17 protein-coding genes are annotated in these 17,899 nt (G+C 68.1%); 10 read left to right on the top strand and 7 right to left on the bottom strand.

The window, feature by feature from the left end; genetic code table 11:
* The first annotated feature begins 40 nt into the window (after nucleotides 1-40).
* The 5 genes from BME24068_RS06540 to BME24068_RS06560 all read left to right on the top strand — a co-directional run bounded on the left by BME24068_RS06540 (nucleotide 41) and on the right by BME24068_RS06560 (nucleotide 6,749).
* Complete coding sequence (locus BME24068_RS06540) at nucleotides 41-502, top strand: (2Fe-2S)-binding protein (protein ID WP_096502571.1); 462 nt, start codon at nucleotides 41-43, stop codon at nucleotides 500-502.
* Nucleotides 499-2,823 (top strand): xanthine dehydrogenase family protein molybdopterin-binding subunit, encoded by a 2,325-nt coding sequence (locus BME24068_RS06545; protein ID WP_174925512.1) that lies wholly within the window; start codon nucleotides 499-501, stop codon nucleotides 2,821-2,823. Before BME24068_RS06540 ends, BME24068_RS06545 begins: the two co-directional genes overlap by 4 nt.
* A gap of 461 nt (nucleotides 2,824-3,284) precedes the next feature.
* The gene (locus BME24068_RS06550) at nucleotides 3,285-5,114 is read left to right on the top strand and encodes an acyl-CoA dehydrogenase (protein ID WP_174925590.1); all 1,830 of its coding nucleotides are present in this window, start codon (nucleotides 3,285-3,287) and stop codon (nucleotides 5,112-5,114) included.
* A 126-nt stretch (nucleotides 5,115-5,240) separates the two neighbouring features.
* Nucleotides 5,241-6,221, top strand: coding sequence for an NADPH:quinone oxidoreductase family protein (locus BME24068_RS06555; protein WP_096502950.1), 981 nt, complete (start codon nucleotides 5,241-5,243; stop codon nucleotides 6,219-6,221).
* Nucleotides 6,222-6,311: 90 nt separating this feature from the next.
* Nucleotides 6,312-6,749 (top strand): nuclear transport factor 2 family protein, encoded by a 438-nt coding sequence (locus BME24068_RS06560; protein ID WP_420887531.1) that lies wholly within the window; start codon nucleotides 6,312-6,314, stop codon nucleotides 6,747-6,749.
* A gap of 40 nt (nucleotides 6,750-6,789) precedes the next feature.
* Here the strand turns inward: BME24068_RS06560 and BME24068_RS06565 are convergent, their stop codons facing one another.
* Nucleotides 6,790-6,990, bottom strand: a complete 201-nt coding sequence (locus tag BME24068_RS06565; protein WP_096502565.1) for a hypothetical protein — start codon at nucleotides 6,988-6,990, stop codon at nucleotides 6,790-6,792.
* A 284-nt stretch (nucleotides 6,991-7,274) separates the two neighbouring features.
* Complete coding sequence (locus tag BME24068_RS06570; RefSeq protein WP_239007725.1) at nucleotides 7,275-7,580, bottom strand: DUF3331 domain-containing protein; 306 nt, start codon at nucleotides 7,578-7,580, stop codon at nucleotides 7,275-7,277.
* On the opposite strand from BME24068_RS06570, the gene BME24068_RS06575 reads away from it, so the two are divergent.
* Nucleotides 7,517-7,939 (top strand): MFS transporter, encoded by a 423-nt coding sequence (locus tag BME24068_RS06575; protein WP_239007751.1) that lies wholly within the window; start codon nucleotides 7,517-7,519, stop codon nucleotides 7,937-7,939. The two genes, BME24068_RS06570 and BME24068_RS06575, sit on opposite strands and share 64 nt — an antisense overlap.
* Before the next feature lie 10 nt (nucleotides 7,940-7,949).
* On the opposite strand, the gene BME24068_RS06580 is transcribed toward BME24068_RS06575, so the two are convergent.
* From BME24068_RS06580 to BME24068_RS06590, 3 genes are all read right to left on the bottom strand, one after another.
* A complete protein-coding gene (locus tag BME24068_RS06580; RefSeq protein WP_174925514.1) occupies nucleotides 7,950-8,672 on the bottom strand; it encodes an OmpA family protein in 723 nt (240 codons plus the stop codon).
* A 633-nt stretch (nucleotides 8,673-9,305) separates the two neighbouring features.
* Nucleotides 9,306-10,646: an ATP-binding protein gene (locus tag BME24068_RS06585; RefSeq protein WP_174925515.1), complete on the bottom strand. Its 1,341-nt coding sequence runs from the start codon at nucleotides 10,644-10,646 to the stop codon at nucleotides 9,306-9,308.
* Nucleotides 10,647-11,372, bottom strand: a complete 726-nt coding sequence (locus tag BME24068_RS06590) for a response regulator (protein WP_174925516.1) — start codon at nucleotides 11,370-11,372, stop codon at nucleotides 10,647-10,649.
* 230 nt (nucleotides 11,373-11,602) lie between these two features.
* Between BME24068_RS06590 and BME24068_RS06595 the strand changes: the two genes are divergently transcribed.
* Together BME24068_RS06595 and BME24068_RS06600 are read left to right on the top strand one after the other, a co-directional pair.
* Nucleotides 11,603-12,349 carry a MipA/OmpV family protein gene (locus tag BME24068_RS06595; RefSeq protein WP_174925517.1) on the top strand — a complete coding sequence of 249 codons (747 nt, stop codon included), beginning with the start codon at nucleotides 11,603-11,605 and terminating at the stop codon, nucleotides 12,347-12,349.
* 272 nt (nucleotides 12,350-12,621) lie between these two features.
* The gene (locus BME24068_RS06600; protein ID WP_174925518.1) at nucleotides 12,622-12,936 is read left to right on the top strand and encodes a hypothetical protein; all 315 of its coding nucleotides are present in this window, start codon (nucleotides 12,622-12,624) and stop codon (nucleotides 12,934-12,936) included.
* 198 nt (nucleotides 12,937-13,134) lie between these two features.
* On the opposite strand, the gene BME24068_RS06605 is transcribed toward BME24068_RS06600, so the two are convergent.
* Together BME24068_RS06605 and BME24068_RS06610 are read right to left on the bottom strand one after the other, a co-directional pair.
* Nucleotides 13,135-14,370 carry a lytic transglycosylase domain-containing protein gene (locus BME24068_RS06605; protein WP_174925519.1) on the bottom strand — a complete coding sequence of 412 codons (1,236 nt, stop codon included), beginning with the start codon at nucleotides 14,368-14,370 and terminating at the stop codon, nucleotides 13,135-13,137.
* Nucleotides 14,371-14,762: 392 nt separating this feature from the next.
* Entirely contained in the window at nucleotides 14,763-15,923 is a 1,161-nt protein-coding gene (locus BME24068_RS06610) for a porin (RefSeq protein WP_174925520.1), read from the bottom strand.
* 472 nt (nucleotides 15,924-16,395) lie between these two features.
* On the opposite strand from BME24068_RS06610, the gene BME24068_RS06615 reads away from it, so the two are divergent.
* Entirely contained in the window at nucleotides 16,396-16,905 is a 510-nt protein-coding gene (locus BME24068_RS06615) for a sigma-70 family RNA polymerase sigma factor (RefSeq protein ID WP_174925521.1), read from the top strand.
* Nucleotides 16,906-16,908: 3 nt separating this feature from the next.
* Nucleotides 16,909-17,895, top strand: coding sequence for a FecR domain-containing protein (locus BME24068_RS06620; RefSeq protein ID WP_174925522.1), 987 nt, complete (start codon nucleotides 16,909-16,911; stop codon nucleotides 17,893-17,895).
* Nucleotides 17,896-17,899 lie beyond the last annotated feature (4 nt).

Consider the following 17,899-nt stretch of genomic DNA (forward strand, 5'->3'; position numbering starts at 1 on the left):
GACGCCCGCGCGACGCGGCGCCGCAAACAGGAGGTGAACGATGATCACGCTGACCGTCAACGGTAGCGAACAGCATTTCGACGGCAATCCCGACATGCCGTTGCTCTGGTATCTGCGCGACGTGCTCGGCCACACGGGCACCAAGTTCGGCTGCGGGATGGCGCTGTGCGGCGCGTGTACGGTGCACCTCGACGGCGTGGCGATCCGCTCGTGCATCACGCCGGTCGCGGCCGCGTCCGGCAAGCGCGTGACGACGATCGAAGGATTGTCGACCGATCTCACCCATCCGGTGCAGCAAGCGTGGCAGGAACTGAACGTCGCGCAATGCGGCTACTGTCAGTCCGGCCAGATCATGCAGGCCGCGTCGCTGCTGAAAGCGAATCCTCATCCGAGCGACGCCGACATCGACGACGCGATGTCCGGCAACATCTGCCGCTGCGGCACCTATACGCGGATCCGCGCGGCGATCCGGCTGGCGGTGCGCCGTGGAGGTGCCGCATGAACGCGCCGGAACTCTCGGTTCACAACGAAAGCCGCCGCGCGTTGCTGCTCGGCTTCGCATCCGGCGGGCTGCTGCTCGCATTCGGCGTGCCGTCGCTCGCGCATGCGGCCGCGCCGGTTCAGCCGCCGGTCAGCCCGAATCCGCAGTACGGCGGCGCGGGCATGCCGCACGGATTGCGCGACGATCCGCACCTGTTCGTTGCGATCGCACCGGACGGCACGGTGACGGTAGCCTGCATCCGCTCCGAGATGGGGCAGGGCGTGCGCACGAGCGTCGCGCTCGTGGTCGCCGATGAACTGGGTGCCGACTGGGCGCGCGTGAAGGTCGCGCAGGCAGTCGGCGACGAGCCGCGCTACGGCAATCAGAACACCGACGGTTCGCGCAGCCTGCGTCAGAGTTTCGCCGCGCTGCGCCGCGCGGGCGCGGCGGCGCGTGCGATGCTCGAGCAGGCTGCCGCGGCGACGTGGGGCGTCGACGCGCGTCAGGTGAAGGCGACGGTGCACGAGGTCGTCGATACGAAGAGCGGGCGCAAACTGGGTTTCGGCGAACTGGCCGCGAAAGCCGCCGCGCTGCCGGTGCCCGATCCGAAAATCGTGCCGTTGAAGGCACCGGCCGAATTCCGCTACATCGGCAAGGGCGAGACGGCATTGATCGACGGCCGCGACATCGTCGGCGGCCGCGCGCACTACGGCATCGACACGCGGCTCGACGGCATGCTGTACGCGGTCGTTGCGCGCCCGCCGGCGTATGGCGATACGGTTGCGTCGTTCGATGCGTCGGCCGCCGAGAAGCTGCCGGGCGTCGTCAAGGTCGTGCAGCTTGCGTCGACGCCGCTGCCGTCCGGCTTCCAGCCGCTCGGCGGCGTGGCTGTGGTCGCGCGCGACACGTGGACGGCCATTCAGGCGCGCGCGCAACTGAAGATCGACTGGAAGCGCGGACCGAACGCGGGCTACGACTCGGCCGCATACCGCAAGACGCTCGAAGCGGCCGCCGCGCAGCCGGGCGACGTGATCCGCAACGACGGCGATGCCGCCACGGCGCTCGCGGGCGCCGCAAAACGGATACGCGCAACGTACTACATTCCGCATCTCGCCCACGCGACGATGGAGCCGCCGGCCGCCGTCGCGCGCGTGGCCGACGGGCGCTGCGAAGTATGGACCTGCACGCAGGCGCCGCAGACCACACGCGACGAGATCGCGAAGGCGCTTGGCCTGTCGACCGAGCACGTGACGGTCAACGTGACGCTGCTCGGCGGCGGCTTCGGTCGCAAGTCGAAGCCGGACTACGTGGTGGAAGCGGCGTTGCTGTCGAAGGCGGCGGGCGCGCCGGTCAAGCTGACGTTCACGCGCGAGGACGACATCGCGCACGACTACTTCCATGCGGTGTCGCTGGAGGCGTTCGACGGCGGCCTCGATGCGGCGGGGAAGGTGGTCGCGTGGCAGCATCGCACGGTCGCGCCGTCGATCCAGTCGACGTTCAAGGCCGGCGTCGTGCACGAGCAGCCGGGCGAACTCGCGCAAGGCATCGCGGATCTGCCGTTTGCCATCCCGAACGTGCGGATCGAGAACCCGGCCGCGCAAGCGCATACGCGGATCGGCTGGTTTCGTTCGGTGTACAACATTCCGCACGCATTCGGGATTCAGAGCTTCGTATCGGAGCTCGCGCACGCGGCCGGTCGCGATCCGAAGGATTTTCTGCTCGAGCTGATCGGCCCCGCACGACGTTTCGAGCCGCACATCACGGTGAAGAACGTGAACTACGGCGAGGACCCGGCGCTGTATCCGGTCGACACCGGGCGGTTGCGGCGCGTGGTCGAGACGGTCGCGCGCGAAGCCGGCTGGGGACGCAAGTTGCCCAAAGGGCACGGGCTCGGGATCGCCGCGCACCGCAGCTTCGTGTCGTACACGGCGGCCGTGTGCGAAGTGCAGGTCGGCGCGGACGGCGCGATTGTCGTGCCGCGCGTCGACATCGCGATCGATTGCGGGCCGCAGGTCAACCCGGAACGCGTGCGCTCGCAGCTCGAAGGTGCGGTGGTGATGGGGCTCGGCCTCGCGCTGCATGGCGAGATCACGTTCAAGGACGGGCAGCCGGAGCAGAGCAATTTCAACGGCTTCCAGGTGCTCCGGATGAACGAGGCGCCGCGTGAAATACGCGTGCACCTGGTCGCGCCGGACGACTACGCCACGCCGCTCGGCGGCGTGGGCGAGCCGGGCCTGCCGCCGATCGCGCCGGCGCTGACCAACGCGATCTTCGCGGCGACCGGCACGCGCATCCGCAGCCTGCCGGTCGCGGACCAGCTTTCGAAGTCGAAAGCGGGTTGAGGCGCGAGCGTGCGCCGGACGGCAACGGTCCGGCGCGCGCAATGGATTCCGGCGCGCGCGCGGCGCGCCGGTCGATGCGCGGGTTCACGCATTGTTGTTTTAGAACGACCGTGCTAAATTCCTGCCAGCACTTGCAGTCACCGACCCAATCATCCGGTTCCGGCAACCGGAGCCAACGGGGGGCGCCGGCGCGCCGCCCGAGCGCGAAGCATGGGACCAAAGCAAGCGCTATAGCGCCAACTCTGGTCGACCGCGAAGCATGGGACCAGAGTAAGCGCTAAAGCGCCAACTCTGGTCGACCGCGAAGCATGGGACCAGAGTAAGCGCTAAAGCGCCAACTCTGGTCGACAGGAGACAGACGTGATGGAGCATGTATCGATCGAGCGCACGCGGATCGACCGGGCGGCGCATGGGTGGCCGCTGGCGACGCGGGCGATGCGGGTTACGCGGAGGGCGTCGCGATGAGCCTGTTGATGTCGCGACGCGATCTCGCGTTCCTGCTGTACGACTGGCTCGATGCCGGCGCGCTCGCCGCGCTGCCGCGCTATGCGGAACACAGCCGCGAGACGTTCGATGCGGTGCTCGACACGAGCGAGCGAATCGCCGCCGACCTGTTCGCGCCGCATGCGGCGCGCGGCGATCGCGAGGAGCCGCGGTTCGACGGCGAGCGCGTGACCCTGATTCCCGAAGTCGCGCCGGCCGTGCGGGCCTTCGCGGATGCCGGCCTGATCGCGGCCGGCCACGACGAAGCGTTCGGCGGGATGCGCTTGCCGAAGCTCGTCGAAGCCGCGTCGTTCCTGTTCTTCCAGGCCGCGAACATCGCGACCGCCGCGTATCCGTTTCTCACCGTCGCGAACGCGAACCTGCTGCTCGCGCACGGCAGCGCCGAGCAGATCGATGCGTTCGCGCGTCCCGAGCTGGAAGGGCGCTTCTTCGGCACGATGTGCCTGTCCGAACCGCAAGCCGGCTCGTCGCTGTCCGACATCGTCACGCGCGCGGATTTCGAATGCGACGCGCCGCTCGGCCCACGCTACCGGATCACCGGCAACAAGATGTGGATTTCCGGCGGCGAGCATGAACTGGCGGAGAACATCGTTCACCTCGTGCTCGCGAAGATTCCCGACGAGCACGGCAAACTGCAGCCCGGCACGCGCGGCATTTCGCTGTTCATCGTCCCCAAGTATCTGCCGGGCGACGACGGCGCCGCTCGCGGCGAGCACAACGACGTGGTGCTCGCCGGGTTGAACCACAAGATGGGTTATCGCGGCACGACCAACTGTCTGCTGAACTTCGGCGAAGGCACGCGCCATCGTCCGCAGGGGCGCGCCGGTGCGATCGGCTATCTGGTCGGCCAGCCGAATCACGGTCTCGCCTACATGTTCCACATGATGAACGAGGCGCGCATCGGCGTCGGCGCGGGCGCGGTGGCGCTCGGCTACACCGGCTACCTGCACGCGCTCGACTATGCGCGCAACCGGCCGCAGGGCCGTCCGCTCGGCCCGTCCGGCAAGGACGCGGCCGCGCCGCAGGCGCCGATCGTCGCGCATCCGGACGTGCGGCGCATGCTGCTCGCGCAGAAGGCGTACGTCGAGGGCGGGCTCGCGCTGATCCTGTACTGCGCGCGACTGGTCGACGAAGCGCGTGCACACGGCGATGCGGCCGTGCGTGCCGAGGCTGCGCAACTGCTCGACATCCTGACGCCGATCGCGAAAAGCTGGCCGTCGCAGTGGTGTCTTGCTGCCAACGATCTCGCGATCCAGGTGCATGGCGGCTACGGCTACACGCGCGACTATCCGGTCGAGCGGCTCTATCGCGACAATCGTCTCAACCCGATCCACGAAGGCACGCACGGCATCCAGGCGCTCGACCTGCTGGGCCGCAAGGTCGTGCAGGACGACGGGGCGCTGCTGCATGCGCTCGACGAGCGCATCGGTGTGACTGTCGAACGTGCGCGCACGGCAGGCGGCGAGATGCGTACGCAGGCCGACGCACTTGCGCAGCGCTGGGCGCGGCTCGTCGACGTCACGCGTGCATTGGCCGCGCTCGGCGATCCGCAGGTGCGGCTGGCGAACGCGAGCGTCTATCTCGAGGCGTTCGGTCATCTCGTCGTCGCGTGGCTGTGGCTCGACGTGACGCTTGCCGCGCACGGGCGCGACGACGATTTTCACGACGGCAAGCGTGCGGCCGCGCGCTATTTCTTTCGCTGGGAGCTGCCGAAGGTGGATGCGCAGCTCGATCTGCTGGCGAGTGTCGATACGACGACGCTCGACATGCGCGACGCGTGGTTCTGAGCGTCGCGATGCATGGATGACGGTGCCGCGATGCAGGCCGCTGTGTCCGCGTCGCGCGCCGATCGCGCGGGCGCGTCCCGCTGCCGTATCGATGCGCGGCTACGCCGCGCGAGGAGAGACGAGAACATGAAAGCCCTGTTGTGTAGCGCATTCGGCCCGATCGACCACCTGCGTATCGACGATGTCGCGATGCCCGAACCGGCCGCGGGCCAGGTGCGGATTCGCGTGAAGGCGGCGTCGCTGAATTTTCCCGATGCGCTGATCGTGCAGGGGCTGTATCAGGTGAAGCCGGCGCTGCCGTTTTCGCCCGGTGCGGAATTCGCGGGCGTGATCGACGCGGTCGGCGACGGTGTGAGCCAGTGGCGGCCCGGCGACGAAGTGGTTGCATTCACGGGCCACGGCGGCTTCGCCGAGCAATGCGTGGCCGACGTGCACCAGATCGCGGCGCTGCCGCCGGGGATGACGTTCGAGCAGGGCGCGGCACTCGTGCTGGCTTACGGCACGTCGCTGCATGCGCTGCAGCAGCGTGCGCGTCTGCAACAGGGCGAGACGCTGCTCGTGCTGGGCGCGGCGGGCGGCGTCGGGCTGGCCGCGATCGAGATCGCGAAGGCGCTGGGTGCGCGCGTGATCGCGGCCGCGTCGAGCGCGGAGAAACGCGCGTTGTGCCGCGAAGCCGGCGCCGACGACACGATCGACTATGCGACCGAAGACTTGCGGCGCCGCGTCGACGAACTGACCGGCGGGCGCGGCGCGGATGTCGTCTACGACCCGGTCGGCGGCGCGTACAGCGAGGCGGCGCTGCGCGCGACCGCATGGCGCGGCCGGTTCCTCGTGGTCGGCTTTGCTGCCGGCGAGATTCCGAAGATCGCGCTGAACCTCGCGCTGCTCAAGGAGCGCGACATTCTCGGCGTGTTCTGGGGTGACGCGGTGCGGCGCGACCCGGCGCAGCACGCGGCGAACATGCGGCAGCTCGCGCAATGGTTCGCGGCCGGCAAGGTACGGCCCGCGATCACCGAGCGCGTGCCGCTCGACGGCGCGGCCGACGCGATCGCGCGGATCGCGAACCGGCAGGTCAAGGGCAAGGTGGTGATCCTGCCGGACGCGTGATTCGCGCCGGATCAGGCGCGCGGCGGCACGCTGATGGCGTGCCGCCGTCATTCGATATTTTTTTGCGTGACGTTACCGGAGTCGTTGAGCATGCAACCCCTATCGCATCTGCAACCCGCTGTCGCGAAATCGCTCGATGCGTGGCACGCGATGATCGAACACAAGGACTTCGGCGCGCTGCACACGATCGTTCATCCGGACGCCGTGTTCCGCTCGCCGATGGCATTCAAGCCGTATGGGCCGGCGCCCGCGCTGCTGTTGGCGCTGCGCACGGTGATCACGATCCTCGAGAACTTCGAATACCATCGCCAGTTCGCCGCCGACGACGGCACGAGCGTCGTGCTCGAATTCAGCGCGACGGTCGGCGACAGGCGGCTGAAGGGCATCGACATGATCCGCTTCGACGACGACGGCCGGATCGTCGAGTTCGAGGTGATGATTCGCCCGTTCAATGCGCTGCAGGCGCTTGGCGCCGAAATGGGCGCGCGGCTCGGGCAGCAGCTTCCGGCGTTCAAGGGCGGCGAGTGAGTGCCGGTTGCCGGCATGCGTTCATGCCGGCCCGTGCGCGTCAGTGATTTTTGATCCTGACGCTGTAGCCTGCGTCCTCGAACGCGACGACGAATTCCTCGGGGAACAGCCACGATTCGACCTTCACGTGCGACGTGGCGCGATCGATCTCGACCTTTGCGTCAGGGTCGACGCGCCAGATTTCATGTTCGACCGCGCGGGCGGTCTCGTCGTCGAGCGAGTGGTCGAGTACGAATTCCATGATCGGTTTCCTTTTGGGGCGGCGGCGATCGTGACAGCACGAACGGCCGGTTGATACGCGATGCCGATGAAGCCGCCGGGATCGGGCAGCATGGGTTGAAGATACCCGCGATTGCACCGGATGATAAGCCGGTGCGCGCGTGACGGACTGTCGCCTGCCGGATGACGAATCCGGTGACGATGCGTGCGGACTACGAACGACCTGTCGGAGGGCGCCGGGTGTTCGTCGTGCAAACGGGTTCATGAAGCAAGCGCCGTTCCGCCAGGCCGAACCCGCGCCGCACGTCACGCATCGAGAGCCGCGATCGCATCGGCCGCGATCATCGCGAGGTGGTTCGCAGGTCGCGGTCGCCCGGTCGGACGAAACACGGCTTCGCCCTGAACGATTGTGCGACCCGAATAAGCGCAGCGGCCGTCGCGCCGCGCGAGCGCACGCCGCCATTTCTGTTCGCCGTAGTGCAGGCGGCCGCTTTCGACCCAGCGTACGAGCAGCGACCGGCATCGGCGGCACGCTCGGCGGGATCGCGATGCCCGCGCTGTCCGACCGGATCGGACGCCGGCCCGTGATGGTGCTGTCGGTGGTCGGCGCATTCGTGTCGTTGTGGGCGTTCTCGCGCACGGGCGCCGATCCGGTCGCGCTGTTCGCGGGGCTGCTGGCGACGATCTTCTTCGTGTTCGCGATGATCACGCTGACGGTCGGCCCGATCAGCGCGGGAGCCGTGCCCGCGCAGTGGATGACCACCGCGTCAGGGCTCGTGATCGGCGTCGGCGAGATCTTCGGCGGCGGTATTGCGCCGTCGGTTGCAGGCTACGTCGCGAAGCATTTCGGCATCCAGTACATCATGCAGCTCGGCATGGGAGCGCTGGTGCCCGGCCTGATCGTCGCGCTGTCGCTGAAGGAAACCGCGCCGGCGCGACTCGCGCGCACGGTCGCGCTGGCGGATTCGTGAGCGTCGGCCGTTACTGCTGGTATGGCTGATACGGCCGCTGCGGCGGGCCGTAGCGATCGTCCGTGCGTGCGAAGGTCACGATCTCGACGCGGCGATCGGGCTGCAGGCACGCAACGAGACTGTCGTGCGACTGGTTGTCGCTGCAATGCGTGATCGGATCCTGCTCGCCGAGCCCGCGTGCGTCGATGCGATCGGCGGGGATACCGTGCTGTACCAGCAGCGCCTTCACCGCGTTCGCGCGACGCTGCGACAGTTGCTGGTTGTACGAAGCCGAACCGAGCCGGTCCGTATAGCCGCGCACTTCGATGCGGGCGAAGCGCGATGCGCTCAGCTTTGCCGCGATGTTGCGGATGTCGGCGCGGCCGCCGGGTAGGATGTCGGCGAGGTCGCCGCGATCGAAGGCGAACAGCGCGTCGGCCGACACGCGCATCACCTGCGCGACGGGCGGGGCCGGCGGTGCGACCGCCATGCGCCGTTCGACTTCGGTCCAGTGGCCGGGCACCCATACGTAGCGGCCGTACTGCCAGGCCCAGTAGCCACGCTCCCACGCATAGCCGACGCGCGGCGCCGGCGCGGCTTCATAGACCGGCGCCGGCGGCGCCAGCACCATGACCTGCGCGGAAGCCGGCGCGATGTTGCCGAACCAGGCGGCGGCGAGTACGCCGCAGGCCGCGGCGGCGGCGGCGATGCGGCGGCGGTGGCCGGCGGCGGGGTGGAGAGCGGGCTGTTTCATGATGAGCGTCCGGCGTATCGAAGGTTGAACGGGTCGCATGCCAATGCGGGTACGAGCGGTGATCCAAGGCTAACGGGTTGGATCATGAAAAGCCTTTGCGGTGTGTAAGCAAACCTAGCGGACGGCAGGGACGGCAGACGGGCACATTCGTCGCGCGAACCAAGGCACGCGGTGCGGGTAGCGGCATGTCGACGCGTTCGGCGGGGTAACGATACGTAATGGCTCGCGCATGCCGGGCAGGTGCCGGCACATCGCGCATCGCTGCGAAATCACTCGTCGGGACGGTTGCGCCTGCATCGAGCCTGATGCAATCGTGAGCTATTGCAGCGGGTCAGCCGCGGACGGGCTTGACCATATTCAGAATAAGTGTGCTGGAGTACTGAGCGATCTGCTCGGATCTGATCGATCGTGCGATGCATCACGGCTGGATGCAGGCTGCTGCCGCCCGCGCGGCCGGCACGCCTGGTTGAAATCCGGATATCGTCTGACCTTTTCGCCGGGAGGCCGTACCGGGTGCGCCGGCCGGCCGCATGCGGCGAAGCGGCCAGACGATCGATACGACGTGACGAGAACCGGGATCAGACCGGTGCGACGCGAGCGGCGCTATCCGGCATCGGGTCGCGACGACGGGCGTTACCGCGTATGGGCCGCGCGGGGCGGCGGTGCGTCGCCCGGGAACGCCGGCAAGGTCCGCGCCGGCAGCGTGATCACGAAGCGCGCGCCACCCAGCGGCGAATCCTCGAGCCGCACGTCGCCGCCGTGCACGAGCGCGACGCGCCGCACGATCGCGAGGCCGAGACCGAACCCGCCCGTCTGACGGTCGCGGCTCGAATCGAGTCGCTGGAACGGCTCGAACACGCGTGCGCGATCGGCAACCGGAATGCCGGGGCCGTCGTCGTCAACGCTCAGGATCAGCGCACCGGATGCATCGCTCGCCGCGGACAGCCGCACCGTGCGCGACGCGTAGCGCGCGCCGTTGCGGATCAGGTTCAGCAGCGCGCGCGCGACGAGCTTCGGATCGCACACGTGGGCGGCAGGCGTGCCCGCGGTCGACACGTCGAGCACGAGGCCGCGATCGGCGACATCGTTCGCGACATTGCCGGCGACGCTGTCGATCAGTGCATCGACGACGACTTCCATCGGCGCGAGTTCGCTCGCGCCTTGTTCCAGCCGTCCGATCGTGAGCAGCTCGGTGACGAGCTCGTCGAGCTCGCGCACGTCGCGTCGCAGTTCGTCGCGGCGCTCGCGCGTGCGGCCGTCCTCGTCCGTCTCGGCAAGCAGCGCGAGCCCGAATTCGAGGCGCGCGAGCGGCGTCTTCAGCTCGTGCGAGATCCCGTGCATCATCTCGCGCTGCTGTTTGATCGATGCCTCGATGCGCTGAGCCATGTCGTTGAACTGCTGCGACAGCTCGTAGATGTTCGACCGGCCCGACAGCTTCACGCGCGTGGACAGGTAGCCCGCGCCGAACGCGCGTGCGGCCTCCTGCAGCTTGCGCAGGTCGCGCCAGTGATACGAAATCCACAGCACGACCGCCAGCAGCGCGGCGAGCGCGAGCAGCAGGTACGCGTAGATCTTGATGTCGAGATCGAACGGCTGGATCGGGCGCGCGTGCAGCACGGAACCGTCCGCGAGCGGCATGTAGTAATCCTTGCCGTCGTAGCTGATGGTGATCCTGCCGCCATCGAGGTCGCGCAGCGGCGCGCCGCTCAGTTGAGCGCGCGCGTCGGCCATCGTCATGAAGTCGAATCCATCGGTGCCGTGCATCGCGAGTTCGCGCAGCGCGAGCATCCGCTGCGCACCGGGATGGCGTTCCAGATAATCGTTCAGCACGAACGCGTAGGTCGTCAGCGAGTCACGCTGCGCCTGCGCCGCGCGTTCGTAGAAAATCCGGTCGAACGAGATCTGAATGAACGCGATCGATACTGCGCCGCACAGGATCACGATGAGGTACAGCCTGATCAACGGGCGCAGCATTTATTCGTCCCACGCGGAAGGGCTGAACAGGTAGCCGCGTCCCCAGATCGTCTTGATCTTGTGCGGCTCCGACGATGCATCCTCGAAGCGGCGGCGCAGCTTCGAGATGCCCGAGTCGACCGAGCGGTCGAGCCCGTCGAATTCGATCCCGCGCAACTGCTTCAGGATGTCGTCGCGGCTCAGCACGGTACCGGCCGCACGCGCGAGGATCAGCAGCAGGTTGAATTCGGCCGTCTTCAGGTCGACGGGTTCGCCGTGCCACGTGACCGTGCGGTTCGGCGGCGAGATCGTCAGTTCGCCGAACACGAGCGCTTCGGGCGCGGCGGCCGGCGTGTCGGCGACGGGCGGCTGCGCGCGGCGCAGCAGCGCGCGGGCGCGCGCCACCAGCACGCGCGGCTCGATCGGCTTCGTCACGTAGTCGTCGGCGCCGGTTTCGAGGCCCGCGACCTGGTCGTAGACGTCCGCGCGCGCGGTGAGTATCAGCACCGGCACGTTGGTGAACGCGCGAATGCGCCGGCACACTTCCATCCCGTCGAGATTCGGCAGCATCAGGTCGAGTATCACCAGCGCCGGCTGGTGCTCGCGCACGGCGGCGACGGCCAGGTCGCCGCGCCGCACGACCGTCACCGAGAATTCATAGCCGTCGAGGTACTCGCGCACGAGTTGCGCGAGACGGTCGTCGTCCTCGATCAGCAGCACACGGTATTTGAGCGGATTGTCGGTCATGGTCTCCTCGAAACGCGCGTCGTCCCACACCCGGGTCGCGGCACGCGAATTCTATCCGGCGCTCCGGCACCCGGGGCCGCGACACGACAATCGCGAACAATCCGACACAATTGAGCACAGATTCCCCGCAGATTCCGGACAGTTCGGGCGCACGGCGGCACCTAGACTTCGGGCTCCGTCACTTTCATCTGAATATTGTGCGCCCACCCCTTCGACGCTACCGCTATTGCATGCCGCTGGCCGGCCTGACCCTTGCCGCCGCCGCCCACGCGGAAAACCAATATTCGCTCTCGCTCGGCGGCGGCGCCGCGCCGCGCTACGCGGGGAGCAACCAGTATCGCGGCGTCGTCGCGCCGTCGTTTTCGGCGAGGTTCGGCAACGGCTTCTTCATCGACAGCACGTCGGGCGCCGGCTACCGGCTGGACCTGCCGCACGGCGCGTTCGTGTCGGCGGCGGTGAACTACGATCCGGGCCGGGCGGACGAGAATCGCTTCGACCTGCCGGGTTCGGACTACCTGAAGGGGATGGGGCGGATTCCGGGCTCGGTGCTCGTCGGCGTGCGGGCAGGCGTGACGCTGTTCAACGCGGCCGAACTGAGCGTGACGGTCGACACGCCCGTCACGCACACGTCGCGCGGCGTGTCGGGGCACGTCGATCTTGCGGTGCCGGTGTTGAAGACCGCGCAGCACCAGATCATCGTGACGGGCAGCGTGCATGCCGGCACCGGACGCTATACGCAGACGTTCTACGGCGTGACCGATGCGCAGTCGATGACGAGCCGGTTCAGGCCGTATTCGACGAGCGGCGGGATCGACAGCGCGACGATGTCGGTTGCGTGGAACTGGGACGTGTCGCGGCACTGGTCGATACTCGCGACCGGCGGCGTGACGCGACTGCTCGGCCGCTACGGCGACAGCCCGATCGTCCAGTCGCGCAGCAACTACTACGGTATCGCCGGCGCGACGTACAAGTTCTGAACGGGTTGCCGGGGTGCTTCGCTGCGGGCACGGATGCGCGCGGGGCGGTCACGCGCGATGTGTCGGCGCCGCGCCGTCGCTGCGAATCGCGTGCGGTAACATGCAGGCGAGCCCGGTGCGCCGAATCGGCTCGTCCGCGCAACGCCGCACGCCGCTTTGCCGGCATCCGTGAGGAGACGGCCTGCGGTGTGCGGAACCGGTTACGCATGCAAGGCCCGGCCGCGCACGCTTGCCGCACAGATTCCGCCGGGCTGCGACACGGAGAAGAATCGATGAAGAACACGATCGCGATGATCGTTGCACTCGTTGCGAGCGCAACATTTGCGGGATGTGCGGACATGAACACGACCCATGCCGATACGAACGCCGGACAGCCGGGCACCGCGCACGCGTGCAAGGCGGATGCCGCGCCGGACGACGCGCTGATCGGCAAGACCGAGGCCGATGCGGCCGCGCTGCTCGACGGTTGCCTGTGGCGCGTGCTCGAGCGCGACGGCAAGTCGTTGCCCGGCACGATGGATTATCGGCAGGAACGCCGCGATCTCGGCATTCGCGACGGGAAGGTGATCTGGGTGCGGCGCGGGTAACGGACGGCGCGGCCGTCACGGGCGGCATTGTCGACGGCGCCGGACGGCACAGCCGGGCGGTAGCCGGGCGACGACATGAACGCGCCGGAACTCGAGCCGACGCAGGCGAAGCGAGCATCATCGCCGAACCAGTCCTGGCGCGACGGTGGGTGGTCGTCCGGTAGTCTGCGCCGGCATGATGCATGCCGGTTGAGCCCGTTACTTCGAGATATACCAGAGCGCGTCGGTACTGACGCGTGCGGCCGGCGCTTTCGGCGTTGCAGCAGGCGTCGCAACCGGTGTGGCAACCGGCGGCGGCGTGCTCGACGTCACCGCGGTGGGCCACGTCGCCGGCGTGGTCGACGGCGTCGATGCCGTCGGGGTGTTCGCCGTGCTGGCGGTCGCTGTCGAACCCGACGTCGACGCCGTGTCGATATACCAGAGCGCATCGGACGACGCGGCGCGCTTGGCCGCGGCACCGGCGGCGTGTTTCGACGCGGGCGGCGTGGCAGCCGCGGCCGCCGCCGCGCCCGGACGTGGCGTTGCCGCACCTGCCTGCGTGGTCGCACCGGCCCCGCCGCGCTGCGCGCGCGCCTCGAACGGCCCGAGCTGGAAGATTAACGTTTGCGCGGGACGCGTCAAAACGGCATACGGGAATTGCAGCTCCCACGACATCAGTACGCGGCCCGACGACGTTTCGGTGAAGATCGCCGGCACGTGCTTCATGTCGCTGAACTGCACGTAGATCCTCGACCCGTCGTCGAACACCTGGGTCGGCTTGGCCTGGTCGGCGCCCGTGACGGTCCAGCCGAAGTTGTACGTGCCGGCCGGGCCGGCGGGCCCGCCTTGCGGCTGCGGCGGCGGGGCGGCCGGCGCGAGCGTGCGCGGCCGCGTGACCGCCGGCGCCGACACGCTCAGGCTCGCGAACGGGTTGTACGGCTGCACCTGTTGCGGCGGCGTAAAGGACGATGGAAGGATGGGCATGGGAGTATCCGGCGAATCCGGCATGGTCCGGATTGCATCATAGACCTTGCGCGCATACGCGAGGCGCTTGTCGGGCGACGCGGCGTTGTACGCGCCGATCGCGTTCCAGTTCGCACCGAGCTGGCGAATGTTCTGCGACAGGATCCATGCGCCGACATACGCATTGGTGCACGCATCGAACAGGCTCTGCTGCGTGATGCCCTCACGCGCGAGGGTCGGCAGCCATGTGCTGTTGATCTGCATCAGGCCGATGTCGAGGGTGCCGTTCGTGTTGGTGTTGACGGCGCTCGGATTCATCCCTGATTCGACTTGCGCGATGCCGCGCAGCAGGCTCACGCTCACGTGCTGGAACGTGGCCGCGTCGTCGAGGCAGTCGGCGCGCGCGATGCCGTGCAGCGCGCACGACATCGCGATCGTCGCGGCGATCTTCGGCGTGGCGTGGCTGATCGAACGGGCAGTCTGACGCGGCATGGCAGGATGGGGCGGAATCCGGCCGCCCGGTGCAAGGAAATTACGCAGACGCGAAGTGTGCCATAGCGAGCAGACAAATGGCTCGCATCACACTTTCCTTTGCATTTGGCGGCCATCTGGCGCGTGTTTTCAAGGCTGCCGGCATCGGTGCGGCCCGGTGCAACCGGTAAAAAGGACGTCTTGCCGGGCGCAAGTCGATCCACGCGATGGTCGTCACGAAAATGACGCCGTGCGTCAGTTTTGCCGTGAGCCCAGCCACGGGCGACGCGCATCGAGCGCCGAGGGCCTATCGATGCGCGGGCCGGAAACGACGACGGCGGCCGAAGCCGCCGTGTCGGTCGATCGTCGATCGGGTGCCGGCGGCCGTGCAGTGTGCAGCCGGCCGCCGTCGATCAGAAGCGGTGACGCAGCCCGAGGTTGACGAGGGTCTGCGAACTCGTGCCCGCATAGCCGTACGACCCGATCGACGCCTGGGCGGCCATCGACCCGCCGTTGCCGTCGCCCGTGCGGCCGCTCGCGTGCTGGTACGCGGCGGTCAGATACACGTCGGTGCGCTTCGACAGGTTGTAGTCCGCGCCGGCCGACACCTGGTGATAGGTCGCCGACGTGTCGCCGCCCGAGCGCGTGTAGCTGTAGCCGACGCCCACGAGCAGCGCATTCGTCGCCTGGTAGTTCACGAAGCCTTGCCCGGTGTTGTAGTGCTCGTTCGAGTTGAACACGGAGCTCGCGTCGCGGCGGTATTGCGCGTTGCTGTAGCCGAGACCGAACGTGAACGGGCCGGCGACGTACTGGCCCGCGATCCGCGCGATGCCGATCGAGTGCGCGCTCGCATAGCCGCTGTTGATCGGGCCGTCGAACGTGCCGTCCGACGAGCTGTTCCAGCCGTCGCGGATCGTGTTCGATGCGGGGCTGTTGGTCGCGTGGAAGTAGCCGCCCGCGACGCTGAACGGCCCGTTGTTGTACGACACGGCGGCCGAATACGACTGCGCGGCGCCGGTGCTGCCGGCGATCCCGCCGAACGAATACATCGCCGAGAACTGCAGGCCCGAATACACGGCGGACGTGTACTTCACGGCGTTGTCGACGCGGAAGCTGTTGTCGTAGTTGTCGACGTCGCCCGCCGTCGCGAACACGCTGCCGAGATAGTTGTCGGCGGTGATGCCCTGCACGAGGTCGACGAGCGGATCGTACTGGCGGCCGAACGTGAGCGTGCCGTAACGGTCGCTCGTCAGGCCGACGAACGCCTGCCGGCCGAACAGGCGGCCGCCCTGGCCCAGTCGGCCGTTGCTCGGGTCGAAGCCGTTCTCGAGCTGGAACAGCGCCTTCAGCCCGCCGCCGAGATCCTCGGTGCCTTTCACGCCCCAGCGGCTGCCGGCGAGGTTGCCCGCGCTGCTGTTGCCCAGCATCCACGCGCTGTCCTTGCCCTGCGCATGATTCACGTACGTGATCGACGTGTCGATCACGCCGTACAGCGTGACGCTCGTCTGTGCATGCGCGGCGGGTATTGCCGCGAACGACGCGATCGAAAGCAGCGAGAGGGTCGTGCGTTTCATTTCATCTCCTTGCGTATTGATTTGCATCGGTCAACCGGAATGCCTGGAGACTACAGAGCCGCACGCGAACGACAAAAATGAAATTCTCCAATGTGACCTAAAGCAGACAGATGCATTCTGCGGAATGGTCTATTGAGGGATTGACATTATTGATGAATATGCATCAATCGATTTGGCATTCGAGATTGCTGGATGAGCGTATTGCCGGATTCGTGATAATTCCGCACGATTTTCGGCCGAATTTCGGAGGCGCGGCATTCGCCGTCGATTGATCAATTGATTATTTAATGAATCGAATCGCGCGATACGGGGCCGGCATGTTATCGCGCGCGTCGCGCGAGTCACGCCGGCGTGGGCGAGCGGGTTCCGACAGCATCGCGGCGCGTCGATAGCGCGGGTTGCGTGCCCAGTTTTGTATATAATAATCATTCTCATTTACAGAATTGCCGCCTGCGCGCCCCGGAACCCGGCCATGTCCGCTGACAAGCTGTCCCTCCATCGAGAAATCGACGCCCTCTATGCCGGCCATCATGCGTGGCTGCGCGGCTGGCTGAGCCGGAAGCTCGGTTGCGCGCATCGCGCGGCCGATCTGGCGCACGACACCTTCGTGCGGCTGCTGGCTCGCGACGAGCCGATCGGCGCCGACGAGCCGCGCGCGTTCCTGACGACGGTCGCGCAGCGCGTGCTGTCGAATCACTGGCGGCGCGAGCAGATCGAGCGCGCGTATCTCGACGTGCTCGCGCAACGCCCCGAAGCGTATGCGCCGTCGCCGGAGGAGCGGGCGGTCGTATTCGAGACGCTCGTCGAGATCGACCGGTTGCTCGACGGGCTGCCGATCGCCGCGAAGCGCGCGTTCCTGCTCGCGCAGCTCGACGGGCTCACACAGGTGGAGATCGCGCGCGAACTCGGCGTGTCGCTCGCGACGGTGAAGCGTTATCTCGTGAAGGCCGGCACGCAGTGCTTCTTCGCGATGGCGGCCTGACCGATGGCCGCCCCGGGAGCGCCGGCGGTGCCGCCGCAGGTCGCGCGTCGCGCGGTCGAATGGTGGGTCGAGCGGCAGGCCGGCCGCACCGACGATACGTTCGCGCGCGCACTCGCGCGCTGGCGCGCCGAGGATCCGGCGCATGACGCGGCGTGGCGTCATATTGAAACGATGGAAGCGCGCATCGGCCGGCTTGCGGCCGGGCTCGACTCACAGGCCGCGCATGCGGCGCTGCTGCCGCGTCGCTCGGCACGCCGTCGCGCGGCGGTGAAGGCGCTGGCCGTGCTGCTGTTCGCGGGCGGCGCCGCATGGATGGCCGATCCCGCGCGGCGCGCGGCGATCTGGCCGGCGGACCTGCGCACCGCGGTCGGCGAGCGGCGCACGGTGACGCTCGCGGATCGCACGGTCGTCGTGCTCGATACCGATACCGCGCTCGACGTGCACTTCGACGCCACGACCCGCCGCCTGCACCTGCTGCGCGGCACGATCATGGTGACGAGCGGCCACGACGACCGCACGCCGGCAAGGCCGCTGGCGGTCGCGACCGCGCAAGGCGAGCTGCGGCCGCTGGGCACGCGCTTCGCGGTGCGGCAGCGCGACGGCGCGACGCGCATCGAGGTATTCGCGGGCGCCGTGCGCGTGCAGCCGGTCGACGCGACGGCCGGTACGCGCGTGATCGCGGCGGGCGAGGGCGCCGATTTCACGCGCGACGCGATCGGCGCGCCGGCGCCGCTCGATGCGTTTGCATCGGCATGGACGACCGGGATGCTCGTCGCGTCGCGCATGCGGCTCGCGGATCTCGTCGCCGAACTCGACCGCTACCGGCGCGGCACGCTGCGTTGCGATGCGGCCGTGGCCGACCTGCGCGTGTCGGGCACCTATCCGCTCGACGATTCCGCGCGCGTGCTCGATACGCTGAAGGCGACGCTGCCGATCGACGTCGAGTACGTGACGCGCTACTGGGCGACGGTCGTGCCGGCCCGTTCGTGAGCGC

The organism is Burkholderia anthina, from assembly GCF_902498995.1.
GTDB lineage: Bacteria > Pseudomonadota > Gammaproteobacteria > Burkholderiales > Burkholderiaceae > Burkholderia > Burkholderia anthina.